Here is a 13,669-nt window from a genome sequence, read left to right on the forward strand (position 1 = left end):
ATGATGAAAGCGTTGTCTAAATTAAAGCCAGAAGCAGGTATCTGGATGACAGATGTGCCCATGCCGGAACTTGGGCACAACGATGTGATGATTAAAATCCGTAAGACGGCCATTTGTGGGACAGATGTTCACATCTATAACTGGGATGATTGGTCTCAAAAAACGATCCCGGTTCCGATGGTGGTGGGGCACGAATATGTTGGTGAAATCGTTGCGATTGGTCAGGAAGTTAAAGGGTTCAAGATAGGTGATCGTGTCTCCGGCGAAGGTCATATCACGTGTGGTCACTGCCGTAACTGCCGGGGTGGGCGTACACATTTATGCCGCAATACCACCGGCGTTGGTGTGAACCGTGAAGGTGCCTTTGCGGAATATCTGGTGATTCCCGCCTTTAATGCCTTTAAAATTCCAGACAATATACCCGATGAGCTGGCGGCAATTTTTGATCCCTTTGGCAATGCCGTACACACTGCGCTCTCTTTTGATCTGGTCGGGGAAGATGTACTGGTCTCCGGCGCAGGCCCGATCGGGATAATGGCCGCCGCGGTGTGTAAACACGTTGGTGCCCGTTATGTCGTGATTACGGATGTCAATGAATACCGCCTTGAGCTGGCTCGCAAAATGGGGGTGACCCGTGCGGTGAATGTCAGTAAAGAAAACCTGGCTGACGTCATGGCCGAACTGGGAATGACAGAAGGTTTTGACGTGGGGTTGGAGATGTCAGGGGCACCGTCAGCGTTCCGTACTCTGCTCAATACCATGAACCACGGGGGGCGTATTGCCCTGTTGGGGATCCCGCCTTCGGATATGGCGATAGACTGGAACCAGGTCATCTTTAAGGGGTTATTTATCAAGGGCATCTACGGGCGTGAGATGTTCGAAACTTGGTACAAAATGGCGGCTCTGATCCAATCTGGCCTGGATTTGTCCCCGATTATCACTCACCAATTTTCGGTTGAGGATTACCAGCAAGGCTTTGATATTATGCGTTCAGGGCAATCGGGTAAAGTTATCTTAAATTGGGATTAACGATTAACACAGGCGTCTTTCGCTTTTTGGGCGCCTGTTTGATCGGCTTTTGGTGGCGATTGTGTTTTATTTGCCGCTTTGTTTTCCGTTGCTGGCTTGGCATTTGAGGTTTTTTGTGGCGAAGGGTGACCCCAGAGTTTTTGCAGATGCCGGCTTAAGGTATTAAAGATGACATTGCCAGATAAGGCCTCTTTTACTCTTTTAAGGTAATCCAACTGGGTTGCGGGTGCGGGTTCTGGCACAGGGGGCTTTATGCATTTGCGCACAGTTGGGTGATCACTTTTGGTTAATAACATACCGGGTGTCACCAATTCTATATCGCTGGGTAATAGGGCAAGTGCTTGCTGTAAGGCGCGTAGGGTCGTGGGATGTGGGTGTCCAATGGCAACGGCAGAGCCTCGCTTGCGGGCAAGGGCGATCGCACGGTTAAGTTGATGCCGTGTTTCGGCTTCGGTTTGAATATTATCCAAAAACACATTTCGACGGATCACAGGAACAGGCGTCCCGATCGCCGCCTTGGTGACTTGTGTATTACCAATGGTCACACTGTCCAGAAAATAGAGGTGATGATGGGATAACGCCTGCATGACCTTTTCCATACCACTGAGATTGGAAGTCATTGCGCTGCCCATATGGTTATTCATACCCGCGGCATGAGGCACTTTTTGTATCGCATCTTGAATAATACGGTCAATTTCTTCCCTGCTCATGGTGGGATGCAGCGTGTTTTTTTCCAGTGGTTGCCTGCCTAATGGCGCCATCGGCAGGTGAATTAAAATCTCCCGCCCTTGCTGATAGGCTTTTTCCGCCATTTTCCTGCCATAGGGGGAGTTGGGCAGGATGGCGATAGAAACCGCAACCGGCATTTGTAAGATCTGATTGTCTTCACTCACACGATAGCCAACATCATCAATGACGATGGCTAAACGTGCAGCTTGTGCCTTTAAAGTCAGCAACAATAATGTCAAAAATAACAGTGACCAAGGTAAAAGAGCCTGTGCATTAACCCGCTTTCTTAATCGATACCCTACCATTATTGCGCTTACCCTATTTCCCTAACCACGGCAGTGGGTTAACCGCCTGGCCCTGGCGGCGGATTTCAAAATACAATGAAGGTTGTTGTTGCCCTCCGCTGCTTCCGACCAGCGCGATTGGCTGGCCTGCCCGAACCTGTTGTCCAACACTGACCAAGGTACTCTGGTTATAACCATAAATACTCATATCGCCTTTACCGTGTTCGATCACGACAACCAGGCCATAGCCTTGCAGCCAGTCTGCCAGTAAGACTCGCCCATCGGAGATTGCCCTAACCTCTGTCCCTTCCGCGGCTGAGATAACAATCCCTTTCCAGCGAAGCTCGCCTTGTATTGGCTCGCCGAAATTATGGATAACGCGACCGCGTACCGGCCAAATTGCTTGTCCGGCAGGGCGACCAAGGCCGCCAGTTCGCGCCATAAGCGCACGTTCTGCTTCTGTTGGTTTGTAGCTAGCGCCTTTTTGTTTCGCCTGTTTCTGCTTAGCGGCAACCTGGGCGCGAACGCGAGCCGCTTCTCGTGCCTCACGCTCGGCGCGCGCCTTAGCTTCCCGCTCGGCTTGGGCAATCTTGTTCCGTAATCGGGTTTCATTCTGCCGAAGCTCAGTTAAGCTCTGTTGATCTTTTTTCAATGAAGATTCAAGGGACGTCAAGGTTTTTTGCCGGGCAGTACGGGCAATTTCCATTTTTTGTTTTTGCTGTTTTTGGCTGGTCAGTATTGCTTTCTGCTCATTTTGTTTTTCCAGTTGCAGCTTTTTTTGTTGGTTCAGTTCTTCGGTTGTGGTTTGCAGCTTGGCGATAGTTTCCTGACGAGCCTGATTCAAGTAACTGTAATAGGCAAGAATACGTTCCTTGCGTTGACGCTCCTGTCCGTTGAGCAACAACTCTAACCCTTGGTGATTTCCTTGCCGAAATGCCGCATCCAGTTGATTGGCAAGCAATTGATGTTGTTCATTTTGTTGCATTTGCAGGCGTTTGATATTGGCATTTAACGATGAAACTTCGTTTTCGAGTTTATTCAGACGTGTCTGTGTCGTGTGCAGCGAACGCCCCACCTCTGAGATAGTCCCTTCTTGTTCTTTTAATTGGCTTAGCAGGTCGGTGCGTTGTTTTTGTTGCTGTTTTACGCTTTTTTCTTTCTCGGCAATATCCAACTGAATATCTTTGAGTTGGTTTTTATTCTCGGAAATTTGATTAGCGAAAGTATTTATACTGAAACTGAAAAAAGTGAACAGCAAGGCGAAAAGCTGTAACGCTCTGATTTTATTTGGACATTTATACTGTTGCTGCCGAATCTTACGACTCTTGAGATCCTTATTTTCAGTCATCTTATTGGGTATCCTGCTGCCACATAGCGCCTGATTATTTCATGAGGAATTTCCCCTGACCAGAGAACCGCCTGTTTTTTATCATTAATATAAGTTTTAGTTAATTTAGTTCATTTATTGTTGAAGATCCTGTCCTGATATAGTGTTACATGAAATATTTCAATGATGCATTACAATCAAGTTGTTATCGGAGGATTTTTAATTTTTCTCGAAACTCTCCGCAAAATCTACATTGGATTGATGCTAATTGGCTGTAATTGAGGCAACACACAGGTATACTCTCCACCTTAGATATTTGTGATTAACTAACGGGAGTTGTTGCCCTCCATGCTGCAAGAAATCATGCAATTTATTAGCCGGAACACGATCCTGAGCCTCGTCTGGATTGCATTGCTGGTGGCTGTCATTGTCATGACGGTAAAAAGTGTGTTCTCCAAGAGTAAAGAGATCACCCGTGCTCAAGCCATCCATTTTATTAACAAGGAAGACGCTGTCGTCGTGGATTTACGCTCCCGTGACGATTTCCGCAAAGGGCATATTATTGGCTCCGTTAACCTGACGCCGTCTGAAATTAAAGACAATAATGTGGGTGAGTTGGAGAAGCATAAAAAACAGCCTGTTATCGTCGTTTCAGCGAATGGGCTGGAATCCAGGACACCAGCAGAAAATCTGGTTCGTTTGGGCTTTGAGCAGGTCTATTCCCTGAAAGAAGGCATTGCGGGTTGGGCGGGTGAAAATCTGCCATTGGCTCGCGGCAAGAAATAACGAACTGAGGTGCAAGCAAGTATGCTTGCATGATTGAAAGTTTAATAAGGACATCTGAAAAAGGTAAATATTATTATGTCAGAACAAAACAACACAGAAATGGCTTTCCAGATCCAGCGTATTTACACGAAAGATATCTCTTTCGAAGCCCCAAAAGCCCCGCAGGTTTTCCAGCAGGATTGGCAGCCGGAAGTTAAATTGGATCTGGACACCGCTTCCAGTGAATTGGCTCAGGGTGTTTATGAAGTTGTTCTGCGCGTGACCGTGACCGCGGCACTGGAAGAAGAAACCGCGTTTCTGTGTGAAGTTCAGCAAGCCGGTATTTTCTCTATCGATGGACTTGAAGGAACCCAACTGGCGCATTGCTTAGGTGCATACTGCCCGAACATCCTGTTCCCGTATGCCCGTGAATGCATCACCAGCCTGGTGAGTCGTGGTACTTTCCCACAACTGAACCTGGCGCCGGTTAACTTTGATGCGCTGTTTATGAACTACTTGCAACAGCAGACTGAACCTCAGTCTAATGAGGCTGTACAGGAAGCATAATGAATACTGCTTCTATGACAGTGATCGGTGCCGGTTCATACGGCACCGCTTTAGCCATTACTTTGGCTCGCAATGAGCATGAAGTTGTGCTTTGGGGACATAACCCTGCGCACATCGATGCCTTGCAACAAGCGCGTTGTAACCAGACATTTTTACCGGATGTTTCTTTTCCTGATAGCCTACAGCTTGAACCCAATCTGAAAAGTGCGGTTTCAGCCAGCCGTAATATTCTGATCGTGGTTCCCAGCCATGTTTTTGGCGATGTTTTACAGCAGATAAAGCCCCATTTACAGCAAGCTAGCCGTATTGTTTGGGCGACCAAGGGGCTTGAAGCGGAAACCGGGCGTTTATTACAAGATGTCGCCCGTGAGATATTGGGCAATAAAATCCCCTTGGCTGTCGTTTCTGGCCCGACATTTGCGAAAGAGCTAGCGGCAGGTTTACCCACAGCGATTGCGGTTTCCGCCACGACACCGGAATTTGGCGAAGAACTGCAACAATTTTTCCATTGTGGTAAAAGTTTTCGGGTCTACAAAAACCCAGATTTTATTGGGGTACAGCTCGGCGGGGCAATAAAAAATGTTATTGCTATTGGTGCAGGGATCTCTGATGGTATGGGATTTGGGGCAAATGCCCGCACGGCATTGATCACCCGAGGATTGGCGGAGATGAGCCGCCTTGGCGTGGCATTGGGGGCTGATCCTTCTACCTTCATGGGAATGGCTGGATTAGGTGACTTAGTTTTAACCTGCACGGATAACCAATCCCGTAACCGTCGTTTTGGCATGATGCTGGGAAAAGGTATCGATGTTGATGAAGCGCAGCGCGAGATTGGGCAAGTTGTTGAAGGATACCGCAATACGAAAGAAGTTCGTGCCTTGGCAGGACGAACAGGGGTTGAAATGCCGATCACAGAGCAGATTTACCAGATACTGTACTGCAATAAAAATGTGATTGAGGCTGCCCAAACATTATTGGGAAGGGCTACAAGAGATGAGGGAGAAGGCTCTCACTCTTAAGTAAAATGGGAACGCTGATATGTCGCTATCAGAACTGAATGAAGTCTGGAAAAATATAAAAAATGAAGCGAAGGCGCTGGCAGATTGTGAGCCTCTGCTCGCCAGTTTTTTTCACGCGACACTGCTCAAGCATAAAAATCTGGGTAGTGCCCTGAGTTATATGTTGGCAAACAAGCTGGCCTCACCGATCATGCCGCCTATTGAAGTCAGGGAAGTCGTTGAAAATGCCTACCGTAGTGATCCCAAGATGATTGAATCGGCGGCCTGTGACATCAAAGCGGTTAGGCTGCGCGATCCGGCAGTAGATAAATATTCAACCCCGCTGCTTTACCTAAAAGGCTTCCATGCACTACAGGCTTACCGCATTGCACACTGGTTGTGGAAACAAGATCGCAAGGCATTGGCCATCTATTTACAAAACCAGATCTCCGTTTCGTTTGGTGTCGATATCCATCCTGCCGCGAAGATTGGCTGTGGCATCATGCTAGACCACGCAACTGGCATTGTGATTGGCGAAACAGCGATTGTTGAAAATGATGTCTCCATTCTGCAATCTGTCACGCTGGGTGGTACGGGCAAAACGGTAGGGGATCGTCATCCGAAAGTGCGTGAAGGGGTGATGATTGGCGCGGGCGCCAAGATCCTCGGTAATATCGAGATTGGCCGCGGCGCAAAAATTGGGGCAGGGTCGGTGGTATTAAGATCGGTTCCACCCCATACCACAGTGGCAGGCGTACCCGCGAGGATTGTTGGTAAACCGGAAAGTGAAAAGCCATCGCTGGATATGAACCAGCATTTTAATGGCATCAATAATGGATTTGAGAATGGGGATGGGATTTGAAATTCTGTCTCTTTTTTTCATGTTCAATAAGGAAAACATTCAGCGCGGATTAGGCGCTGAATGTGACATATTAATCCCGTAATAACGCACCGGGATACCCCAGTTGCCGCCATGCTTCAAACACAACCACAGCAACAGAATTGGACAGGTTCATGCTACGGCTATCTGCCAGCATGGGGATCCTGATTTTCTGTTCAGGCGGCATATTATCTAACACATAAGGCGGCAAGCCACGGGTTTCCGGGCCGAATATCAAGTAATCACCATCACGATAACTCACATTACTGTGCGCCGGCGTGCCTTTTGTGGTTAAAGCAAACAGGCGTGCCCCAGAAGGGGATGGTGAATTGACTGAACTAAGCCCTTCACTTTCCAAGAATGCATTGTAATCGTGGTGTTGTTTGATATCAGCGAACTCATGGTAATCCAACCCTGCACGCCGCAAGCGTTTGTCGTCCCATGTAAAACCCAAAGGCTGAATGAGATGGAGTTGACAGCCTGTGTTGGCACACAGGCGGATAATGTTGCCGGTATTAGGCGGAATCTCTGGTTCGAATAGGACGATGTTTAGCATAGTGTTTCGAATGGGAAAATTATGATAGTGGTTTATTCGAGAATAGAAATTTATTTTTTAGTTGGATGCTTCTACCGCTAATAGTATTGAAAATGGCAAGCAATTATTTTAATAAATCACATATCTCATCTTTAGGTTGGAATTCCAAAGGAGAATTGATCAATACTTCACGAATTGATTCTAAATCGCGTTCACTACAAGCCGATTGAAGATGTTGAATTAATTTATTAAGTTCAGGCCATTCTAGGTAGATTTCATTTGCCGTCATGATTCTGGGGTGATTTGTCCCTAAGACATTGTTCCCTATCAATAATTCTTCATATAATTTCTCTCCAGGACGAAGACCTGTCACTTTTATTTCTATATCTCCATTTTGGTTATTCTCATCTTTGACTGTTAAACCTGAAAGATTTACCATTTTAACAGCAAGATCATAGATTCTTACTGATTCTCCCATATCCAATACAAAAACATCACCATTTACTCCCATGGCCCCAGATTGAATAACTAGTTGAGCTGCCTCTGGAATTGTCATGAAATATCGAGTTATATCTTTATGGGTAAGAGTTATCGGACCTCCATTAGTTATTTGTTTTTCAAACAGAGGTACAACTGAACCTGAAGAACCCAGCACATTTCCAAATCTTACCATGGAAAATTGGGTATGTTTATTCTGCTTAGCTAATGCTTGAAGTATCAATTCAGCGAATCTTTTTGTTGCTCCCATTATATTTGTGGGACGAACTGCTTTATCTGTTGATATTAGAACAAATTTATCAACTTTTTGATTAATGGCTGCTTGAGCAATAGTTAGAGTACCAAATATATTATTTTGAATACCTTCTATAGTATTTAATTCAACCAGAGGGACATGTTTATATGCTGCGGCATGATAAATGGTGTTAATATGAAATTTATTAAGGATTTTGTTGATTTTTTCTGAGTTTTTTATATCTCCTAATATAGGGATGATATCAACATTGAGTTTTTTTTCCTTATTGATTTTTTGTAGCTCTCTTTCTATTGAATAAAGAGAATATTCTGTTAGTTCGAATAGGACTAAAGAATTCGGGGTTTGTTGAATAATTTGACGGCACAGTTCAGATCCAATTGATCCGCCTGCTCCAGATACAAGGATATTCTTATTTAAAATATTTTTGGATAATAATTCTGGTAATGGAGATACTTGTTCCCTTCCTAAAAGATCGTCTATCGATACTTTTCTTAGGGTATCAATCTGAGCAGTTCCGTCTACTAATTCATTGAAATTTGGTATTGTTAATATTTCACAATGAGTCTGTTGTAGTTTCTCTATAATACTCCTTCTTTCGGAGTTAGATGCACTGGGAATAGCAAGTAATATTTTTTTTACATTATATCTTTCGATTAGATTAAAGATTGAACTGGGCGAGTGAACAATAATCCCATGAATACTTAGATTTCTTATTTTTGAATTATCGTCAATAAATGCTACTGGCTCAAACTCATGATGCTCTTTTAATATGGGCAATAGTTGCCTTCCTGATTCTCCAGCACCATATATAATAACAGGGATTCCCTTACTCCTAGTATAATTACGAAGTGTTCTGTATAAAAACCTAGTTCCACATAAAAAAATAACTAAAAAAGAAAAGTAGATAATTGGAACTGTTCTAGGTAAGAAAGCTTGTTGATATAAAGAAAATGCTATCAAAACTAGAACTGATAAAAATGAACCAATAATAGCCCACTTTAAGATACTCATATTAACATATCTTAATATTGCTCGGTAAAATCCCAATTTTACAAATATAAAAAGTGTACATGGTATTGTTAAGATAATTACAGACCAATGTAATAAACTATGAATGGGAACTTCTCTGTCTAAACGTAGCCACATGCCGATCCAATATGAAGAGGCTATCATCACAATATCGGCAATCATTAATAAAAGTGTTTTTAGTAACCTTTCTTTTTTGAAAAAAAATCTCTCGTTCATGAATGTTACCTGAAAATTATTTTATATATAGTTTTAAAAATTATTTTGATATCAAGAAAAAATGACTGGTTTTTAACATAGTCTAGATAATATTTTGCCTTGATAGGCATAATTATGTCAATATAAGCTTGATGAGGATTGGGGTATTGAGATAATATTTCATTCTCATCTATCATTTCTATAGATGCAAGATCTGTTATTCCTGGTTTTACTGATAATATCTCTTTTTTTATTTTTGGTGAATATTCATCCATAAACTTAGGTACTTCAGGTCTAGGACCAACTAAACTCATTTTACCTTGTATAACATCAATGAGTTGTGCTAATTCATCTAATTTATATTTTCTTATAAATTTTCCGGAGTTGGTTATGCGAGAATCATTACCGATAGTAAGTTGTCCTTTTTGTTCGGAATTTAATGTCATACTCCTAAATTTATGAATATAGAATGGCTTCCCGTATTGCCCAATACGCTTTTGACGAAAAAAGATGGGCCCTTTCGAGTCCATTTTAATCCATACTGCGATAGATATTAGTATAGGAGATAAAATAATTATTCCTACAAAAGATGCAATGAAATCGAAAAGTTTTTTGAAAATTATATATGTTGATTTCATTTACTCTAAAATCTCTTTTATTGCATTTATTACTCTAATCTGATCATCTTTTGTCATTTTTGTATATAGAGGAATGGAAATTATTTTATAAAAGTTTTTTTCTGCAATAGGAAAATCTTTATCACATAATGAATAAGTGTTTTTCCAAATAGGATGTTTATGAAGGGGAATAAAATGAACTGAACAGCCTATATTTTTTTCAGCCATCTTTATAATAAAGTCATCTCTTGATATTTTGACTTCATCTTTTAAACGGATAGGGTATAAATGCCAAGCATGTTGATTATTTGAGTTGAAAGGTTTGGTCGGTAATATTAATGGTAAATCTTTTAGTTCTTTATCATAAAGTTTTGCCATTTTCTCTCTTTTTTGCTGAAAGAGGTCAATTTTCTTTAACTGATGGATTCCAATTGCTGCACAAATATCTGGCATATTATATTTAAATCCAGGTTCTATAACTTCATAGTACCATGCGGGTGTTTTGGATTGATATCGATCAAATGCATCTTTGCTAATACCATGAAGACGCATAACTTTAGCTCTTTTTATGATTTCTGGATTACGGGAAACTAACATACCACCTTCAGCAGTGGTCATTGTTTTATTGGCGTAAAAACTAAAAACAGTAATGTCCGTATCTAATGTACCAATTTTTTTTCCGTTGTAGATGGTTGGAAATGCATGGGCGGCATCTTCAACTATTTTTAGATTAAATTCTTTAGCGATAGAGATTATTTCATCCATATCACAAGATAAACCGGCAAAATGTACAGGGATAATGGCTTTCGTTTTGGAAGTTATTGCTTTCCTAATTGCTTCGGGATCAATATTCAGTGAATCAGGAAGGGAATCAACAAAAACAGGGTTTGCACCTAAATAGCGAACTACTTCGGCAGTCGCTGTAAAGGTATAGGTTGGAACGATAACTTCGTCTTCTGGTTTAATTCCTATTGCCTCTAGAGCTAAATGTAGACCCGCAGTAGCTGAATTGACTGCAATAGCTTCAACATCACCGCCTAAATAGCTAGCAAAATCTTGTTCAAATTTTTTTGCTTTAGGTCCTGTTGTAATCCAACCATTTTTCAATGAATCAACAACTTCATTGATTTCTTCTTCATTAATTTCAGGTAATGCAAAAGGAAGGAATTTATTGTTCATAGTTTTTTCATCACTTGTAAAAATTTATCGGCTAACACTGAATAGTTATGGTTATTTAGAACATAATCTCTACCATTTTTTCCCATTTGTTGTTTTTCTTCCAAAGAGTATTCACTTAATTTAATTAAGCCATCAGCAATAGCCTTAGATGATTCTGCTTCTACAGTTAGTCCACAAGCGGCATCTGCAACGGGATCATTTCCGGCTTGAATGGAACTTAAAATGACATTTTCAGCCATCATATAATCCATTAGTTTATTGGGAGATATACCAAAACGATAAATAGGTGTTTTATTAGCGCCTATATAACTAATATCAAATAATGTTAGTAGATCTGGCATCTGTTTTTTAGTTATTGGTTCAAAGAAAGTGATATTTTCTAAATTGAGTGAGTTCTTATATTTTAAAATATTATTTTTCTCCAATCCAGAACCAACTAGAATAAAATGGAATGGTTTCTCTCTTAATAAGTCAGCCGCTTCTATTAAGTGGCTTAATGCATTAGGTATGCCATGAGAACCAGCATAACCAACTATTGTATAGCCTTTACTTTTTAATGTATTTATTTTTGACCTAATATTATCAGGTATTTTATTATAGTTACTATTTTCCCAGTCAGAACATACAACTCCATTGGGAACAATATGCAATTTATTTATATCTAGTCCATGTTCTATAACATATTGGTGAATTTTAGGTAACATGGATATTACAGCATCTGAATATTTATATGCACTATTTTCAGCGTATTGACATAAAATCATAAATGGATGTTTGGGAGACATTCCTCCTAATTCTATTGGTGATAATGGCCATAGATCATGGATTTCATATATTAGTTTAGCTTTATGTATTTTAGCTAGATATTTTGCAACCCAAATATCTAGTGGATATGTACTGGAGGCGATTATTACGTCAGGTTTTATTTTATTAATGACTTTTTTATTAGATAGGAAAACTTGTAGTAGGAACGAAAATATATTTATTACACGAAGAAATCCATTTCCTTCATATTTATTAGTCGGATACCAAATGTAGTTTATACCGTCAATGTTTTCTTCTGTTATCTTGTTTTTTACATCTGGTTGTTTAGATCTTACATGAGAAAATGAAGAAGCCAATATAGTTGTTTTGTGTCCATGTTTTAGCCACTCTTTTGCTAAATAATATGGTCTAAACTCCATTCCATAATAAGGGTTTCCAGCATAATGGTTAATATATAATATGTTCATAATATATTTATATATCCCGAATTTTTTTGGCTGGGTTACCAGCGAAAACAGTTGAGCCTGGTACATCTTTTGTTAATACGGCACCAATACCTATAAGTGAATTGTTGCCAATATTCTTTTTCTGGATGATTGAGGAGTTTGGACCAATCCATGCATTATTTCCAATAATTACTCCCCCACTAATTTCTGCACACGCAGTAATGAAAGTTCCTTTTCCTATATGGCAATTATGGGCTATATGAACTAGGTTATCAATTTTTACATGATCTTCTATTATAGTATTTGAGAGAGTCCCTCTAGCAATACATGTATTAGAACCAACTTCTACATTTTCTCCAATAATAACTCCACCTAAATGAGGAAAGCGAATAGGTATACCATCTTGTGTTCGTTCAAATCCAAAGCCATCACCTCCAATGGATGAATTTGCTCTTATTCTTGAGTTAGCACCTATAATTGTTCCAGAATGTATGACCACATTATGTTCAATTTTTACGTTTTCATGGATAGTACAACCATCTTCAATTATTGAGTTATGGCCTATAGATACAGTTGGACATATTTTTGATTGGAATGAAAAATGGTTAAATCCAATCTTTTTTTCTAAAAAGTTTAATATGCGTATGAAATCTAATCTTGGGTTTTTACTAATTATGAATCTTGTTTTTTTATCATTAAAAAAATTCACATCAGACTCATCGCAAACTAGTGTAACATCAGGAGTTAACAGCTCAACTTTTCCTTTAACAAAGGAAAGACTTCCTTCAGTAATATTACTGATGGGAGATACATTAGTAATGTGGCTATTGTTTCCACGATAAGAAAGATTTAGCTCTTTACATATTATTTCTATAGAGACATCAGTTTTTAATTGATAACACATCTTATCACCTCGAAACTTTCAGCATATTTTGCTCCGATTTGAACACCACGGGTTCTTGCTAAAGAAAATATAAAATCTTCAGACATATAATCTCTATTTTTTTGTGACTCATATTTTTGTAGAGCTGAGACTTTTTTCTGGATATGATGTTTATCTAGTTTTATAAAACAAGTAGTGTCAAAAGATAAATTATTCCAGATTAATTCATATCCTAGTATGGTGGTGTTTTTAAAAGCTCGAAGCCCTTCTTGGGCTATAGTTGTATGATCTTGATGTATATCTTTTAGAGAAGGCATAAGAATAAGATCAAAATTATTATTTTTTCTTATTTCTATCAACTTCTCTAGAATTTCTTGCCTAGCATAATTTAGTTTTCTTACTTGGTAACTAAAAATTATTAAATTTTCACTTTTGATACCTAGAGCTTGTGTTGCTGCCTTTACTTCTGTTTTTAATATATCTTTTGCCATTCCTTTAGGAACAGATTCTTCTGCGGTTGAGAAGGCAACGTAAGTAACGTTTGTGCCATTTTCGATTAATTTAGCTATAGAACCTCCTGCACCAAGCTCCCCATCATCTGTATGAGGTGCAAGAACTAAAGCATTATGAAAAATTTGATTCATTTATATTTCCAAATTAATATCAGTTGATTATAGGTCACAGGGT

14 protein-coding genes are annotated in these 13,669 nt (G+C 40.1%); 5 read left to right on the plus strand and 9 right to left on the minus strand.

What is annotated here, in order from left to right; all coding sequences use genetic code 11:
• The first annotated feature begins 3 nt into the window (after window positions 1-3).
• Complete coding sequence (gene tdh, locus Xkoz_RS11430) at window positions 4-1,029, plus strand: L-threonine 3-dehydrogenase (RefSeq protein ID WP_099142286.1); 1,026 nt, start codon at window positions 4-6, stop codon at window positions 1,027-1,029.
• Here tdh and Xkoz_RS11435 read toward each other — a convergent pair.
• A complete protein-coding gene (locus tag Xkoz_RS11435) occupies window positions 1,026-2,063 on the minus strand; it encodes a divergent polysaccharide deacetylase family protein (protein WP_099142287.1) in 1,038 nt (345 codons plus the stop codon). The two genes, tdh and Xkoz_RS11435, sit on opposite strands and share 4 nt — an antisense overlap.
• Window positions 2,064-2,076: 13 nt before the next feature.
• The gene (gene envC, locus Xkoz_RS11440; protein ID WP_099142288.1) at window positions 2,077-3,390 is read right to left on the minus strand and encodes a murein hydrolase activator EnvC; all 1,314 of its coding nucleotides are present in this window, start codon (window positions 3,388-3,390) and stop codon (window positions 2,077-2,079) included.
• Window positions 3,391-3,717: 327 nt separating this feature from the next.
• Between envC and Xkoz_RS11445 the strand changes: the two genes are divergently transcribed.
• The 4 genes from Xkoz_RS11445 (at window position 3,718) to cysE (ending at window position 6,561) form a co-directional block, all read left to right on the plus strand.
• Window positions 3,718-4,155: a rhodanese-like domain-containing protein gene (locus Xkoz_RS11445; protein WP_099142289.1), complete on the plus strand. Its 438-nt coding sequence runs from the start codon at window positions 3,718-3,720 to the stop codon at window positions 4,153-4,155.
• Between the two features lie 75 nt (window positions 4,156-4,230).
• Window positions 4,231-4,701 (plus strand): protein-export chaperone SecB, encoded by a 471-nt coding sequence (gene secB, locus Xkoz_RS11450; protein WP_099142290.1) that lies wholly within the window; start codon window positions 4,231-4,233, stop codon window positions 4,699-4,701.
• Window positions 4,701-5,720 carry an NAD(P)H-dependent glycerol-3-phosphate dehydrogenase gene (gene gpsA / locus Xkoz_RS11455; RefSeq protein ID WP_099142291.1) on the plus strand — a complete coding sequence of 340 codons (1,020 nt, stop codon included), beginning with the start codon at window positions 4,701-4,703 and terminating at the stop codon, window positions 5,718-5,720. Before secB ends, gpsA begins: the two co-directional genes overlap by 1 nt.
• Window positions 5,721-5,739: 19 nt before the next feature.
• Window positions 5,740-6,561, plus strand: coding sequence for a serine O-acetyltransferase (cysE, locus tag Xkoz_RS11460; RefSeq protein ID WP_099142292.1), 822 nt, complete (start codon window positions 5,740-5,742; stop codon window positions 6,559-6,561).
• Window positions 6,562-6,631: 70 nt separating this feature from the next.
• Here cysE and trmL read toward each other — a convergent pair whose 3' ends face one another.
• The 7 genes from trmL to Xkoz_RS11495 all read right to left on the minus strand — a co-directional run bounded on the left by trmL (window position 6,632) and on the right by Xkoz_RS11495 (window position 13,626).
• The gene (gene trmL / locus Xkoz_RS11465; RefSeq protein ID WP_099142293.1) at window positions 6,632-7,135 is read right to left on the minus strand and encodes a tRNA (uridine(34)/cytosine(34)/5-carboxymethylaminomethyluridine(34)-2'-O)-methyltransferase TrmL; all 504 of its coding nucleotides are present in this window, start codon (window positions 7,133-7,135) and stop codon (window positions 6,632-6,634) included.
• A 103-nt stretch (window positions 7,136-7,238) separates the two neighbouring features.
• A complete protein-coding gene (locus Xkoz_RS11470; protein WP_099142294.1) occupies window positions 7,239-9,113 on the minus strand; it encodes a polysaccharide biosynthesis protein in 1,875 nt (624 codons plus the stop codon).
• Window positions 9,114-9,118: 5 nt separating this feature from the next.
• The gene (locus Xkoz_RS11475; protein WP_244183459.1) at window positions 9,119-9,730 is read right to left on the minus strand and encodes a sugar transferase; all 612 of its coding nucleotides are present in this window, start codon (window positions 9,728-9,730) and stop codon (window positions 9,119-9,121) included.
• Window positions 9,731-10,888, minus strand: a complete 1,158-nt coding sequence (locus Xkoz_RS11480; protein ID WP_099142295.1) for a DegT/DnrJ/EryC1/StrS family aminotransferase — start codon at window positions 10,886-10,888, stop codon at window positions 9,731-9,733.
• Complete coding sequence (locus Xkoz_RS11485) at window positions 10,885-12,120, minus strand: glycosyltransferase family 4 protein (protein WP_099142343.1); 1,236 nt, start codon at window positions 12,118-12,120, stop codon at window positions 10,885-10,887. The genes Xkoz_RS11480 and Xkoz_RS11485 overlap by 4 nt, the downstream gene beginning before the upstream one ends.
• A 7-nt stretch (window positions 12,121-12,127) precedes the next feature.
• Window positions 12,128-13,003: a UDP-3-O-(3-hydroxymyristoyl)glucosamine N-acyltransferase gene (locus Xkoz_RS11490; RefSeq protein ID WP_099142296.1), complete on the minus strand. Its 876-nt coding sequence runs from the start codon at window positions 13,001-13,003 to the stop codon at window positions 12,128-12,130.
• A complete protein-coding gene (locus tag Xkoz_RS11495) occupies window positions 12,988-13,626 on the minus strand; it encodes a PIG-L deacetylase family protein (RefSeq protein WP_099142297.1) in 639 nt (212 codons plus the stop codon). The genes Xkoz_RS11490 and Xkoz_RS11495 overlap by 16 nt, the downstream gene beginning before the upstream one ends.
• Between the last annotated feature and the right edge of the window lie 43 nt (window positions 13,627-13,669).

Origin of the sequence: Xenorhabdus kozodoii (assembly GCF_002632875.1) — a bacterium.
Lineage (GTDB): Bacteria > Pseudomonadota > Gammaproteobacteria > Enterobacterales > Enterobacteriaceae > Xenorhabdus > Xenorhabdus kozodoii.

Excerpts from the sequence above, each read along its gene's own strand:
- Xkoz_RS11485 (WP_099142343.1), bottom strand. The coding sequence starts at position 12,120 with ATGAACATATTATATATTAACCATTATGCTGGAAACCCTTATTATGGA.
- envC (WP_099142288.1), bottom strand. The coding sequence starts at position 3,390 with ATGACTGAAAATAAGGATCTCAAGAGTCGTAAGATTCGGCAGCAACAG.
- Xkoz_RS11490 (WP_099142296.1), bottom strand. The coding sequence starts at position 13,003 with ATGTGTTATCAATTAAAAACTGATGTCTCTATAGAAATAATATGTAAA.
- cysE (WP_099142292.1), top strand. The coding sequence starts at position 5,740 with ATGTCGCTATCAGAACTGAATGAAGTCTGGAAAAATATAAAAAATGAA.
- Xkoz_RS11475 (WP_244183459.1), bottom strand. The coding sequence starts at position 9,730 with ATGAAATCAACATATATAATTTTCAAAAAACTTTTCGATTTCATTGCA.
- secB (WP_099142290.1), top strand. The coding sequence starts at position 4,231 with ATGTCAGAACAAAACAACACAGAAATGGCTTTCCAGATCCAGCGTATT.
- Xkoz_RS11435 (WP_099142287.1), bottom strand. The coding sequence starts at position 2,063 with ATGGTAGGGTATCGATTAAGAAAGCGGGTTAATGCACAGGCTCTTTTA.
- tdh (WP_099142286.1), top strand. The coding sequence starts at position 4 with ATGAAAGCGTTGTCTAAATTAAAGCCAGAAGCAGGTATCTGGATGACA.
- Xkoz_RS11495 (WP_099142297.1), bottom strand. The coding sequence starts at position 13,626 with ATGAATCAAATTTTTCATAATGCTTTAGTTCTTGCACCTCATACAGAT.
- Xkoz_RS11470 (WP_099142294.1), bottom strand. The coding sequence starts at position 9,113 with ATGAACGAGAGATTTTTTTTCAAAAAAGAAAGGTTACTAAAAACACTT.
- trmL (WP_099142293.1), bottom strand. The coding sequence starts at position 7,135 with ATGCTAAACATCGTCCTATTCGAACCAGAGATTCCGCCTAATACCGGC.
- Xkoz_RS11445 (WP_099142289.1), top strand. The coding sequence starts at position 3,718 with ATGCTGCAAGAAATCATGCAATTTATTAGCCGGAACACGATCCTGAGC.
- gpsA (WP_099142291.1), top strand. The coding sequence starts at position 4,701 with ATGAATACTGCTTCTATGACAGTGATCGGTGCCGGTTCATACGGCACC.
- Xkoz_RS11480 (WP_099142295.1), bottom strand. The coding sequence starts at position 10,888 with ATGAACAATAAATTCCTTCCTTTTGCATTACCTGAAATTAATGAAGAA.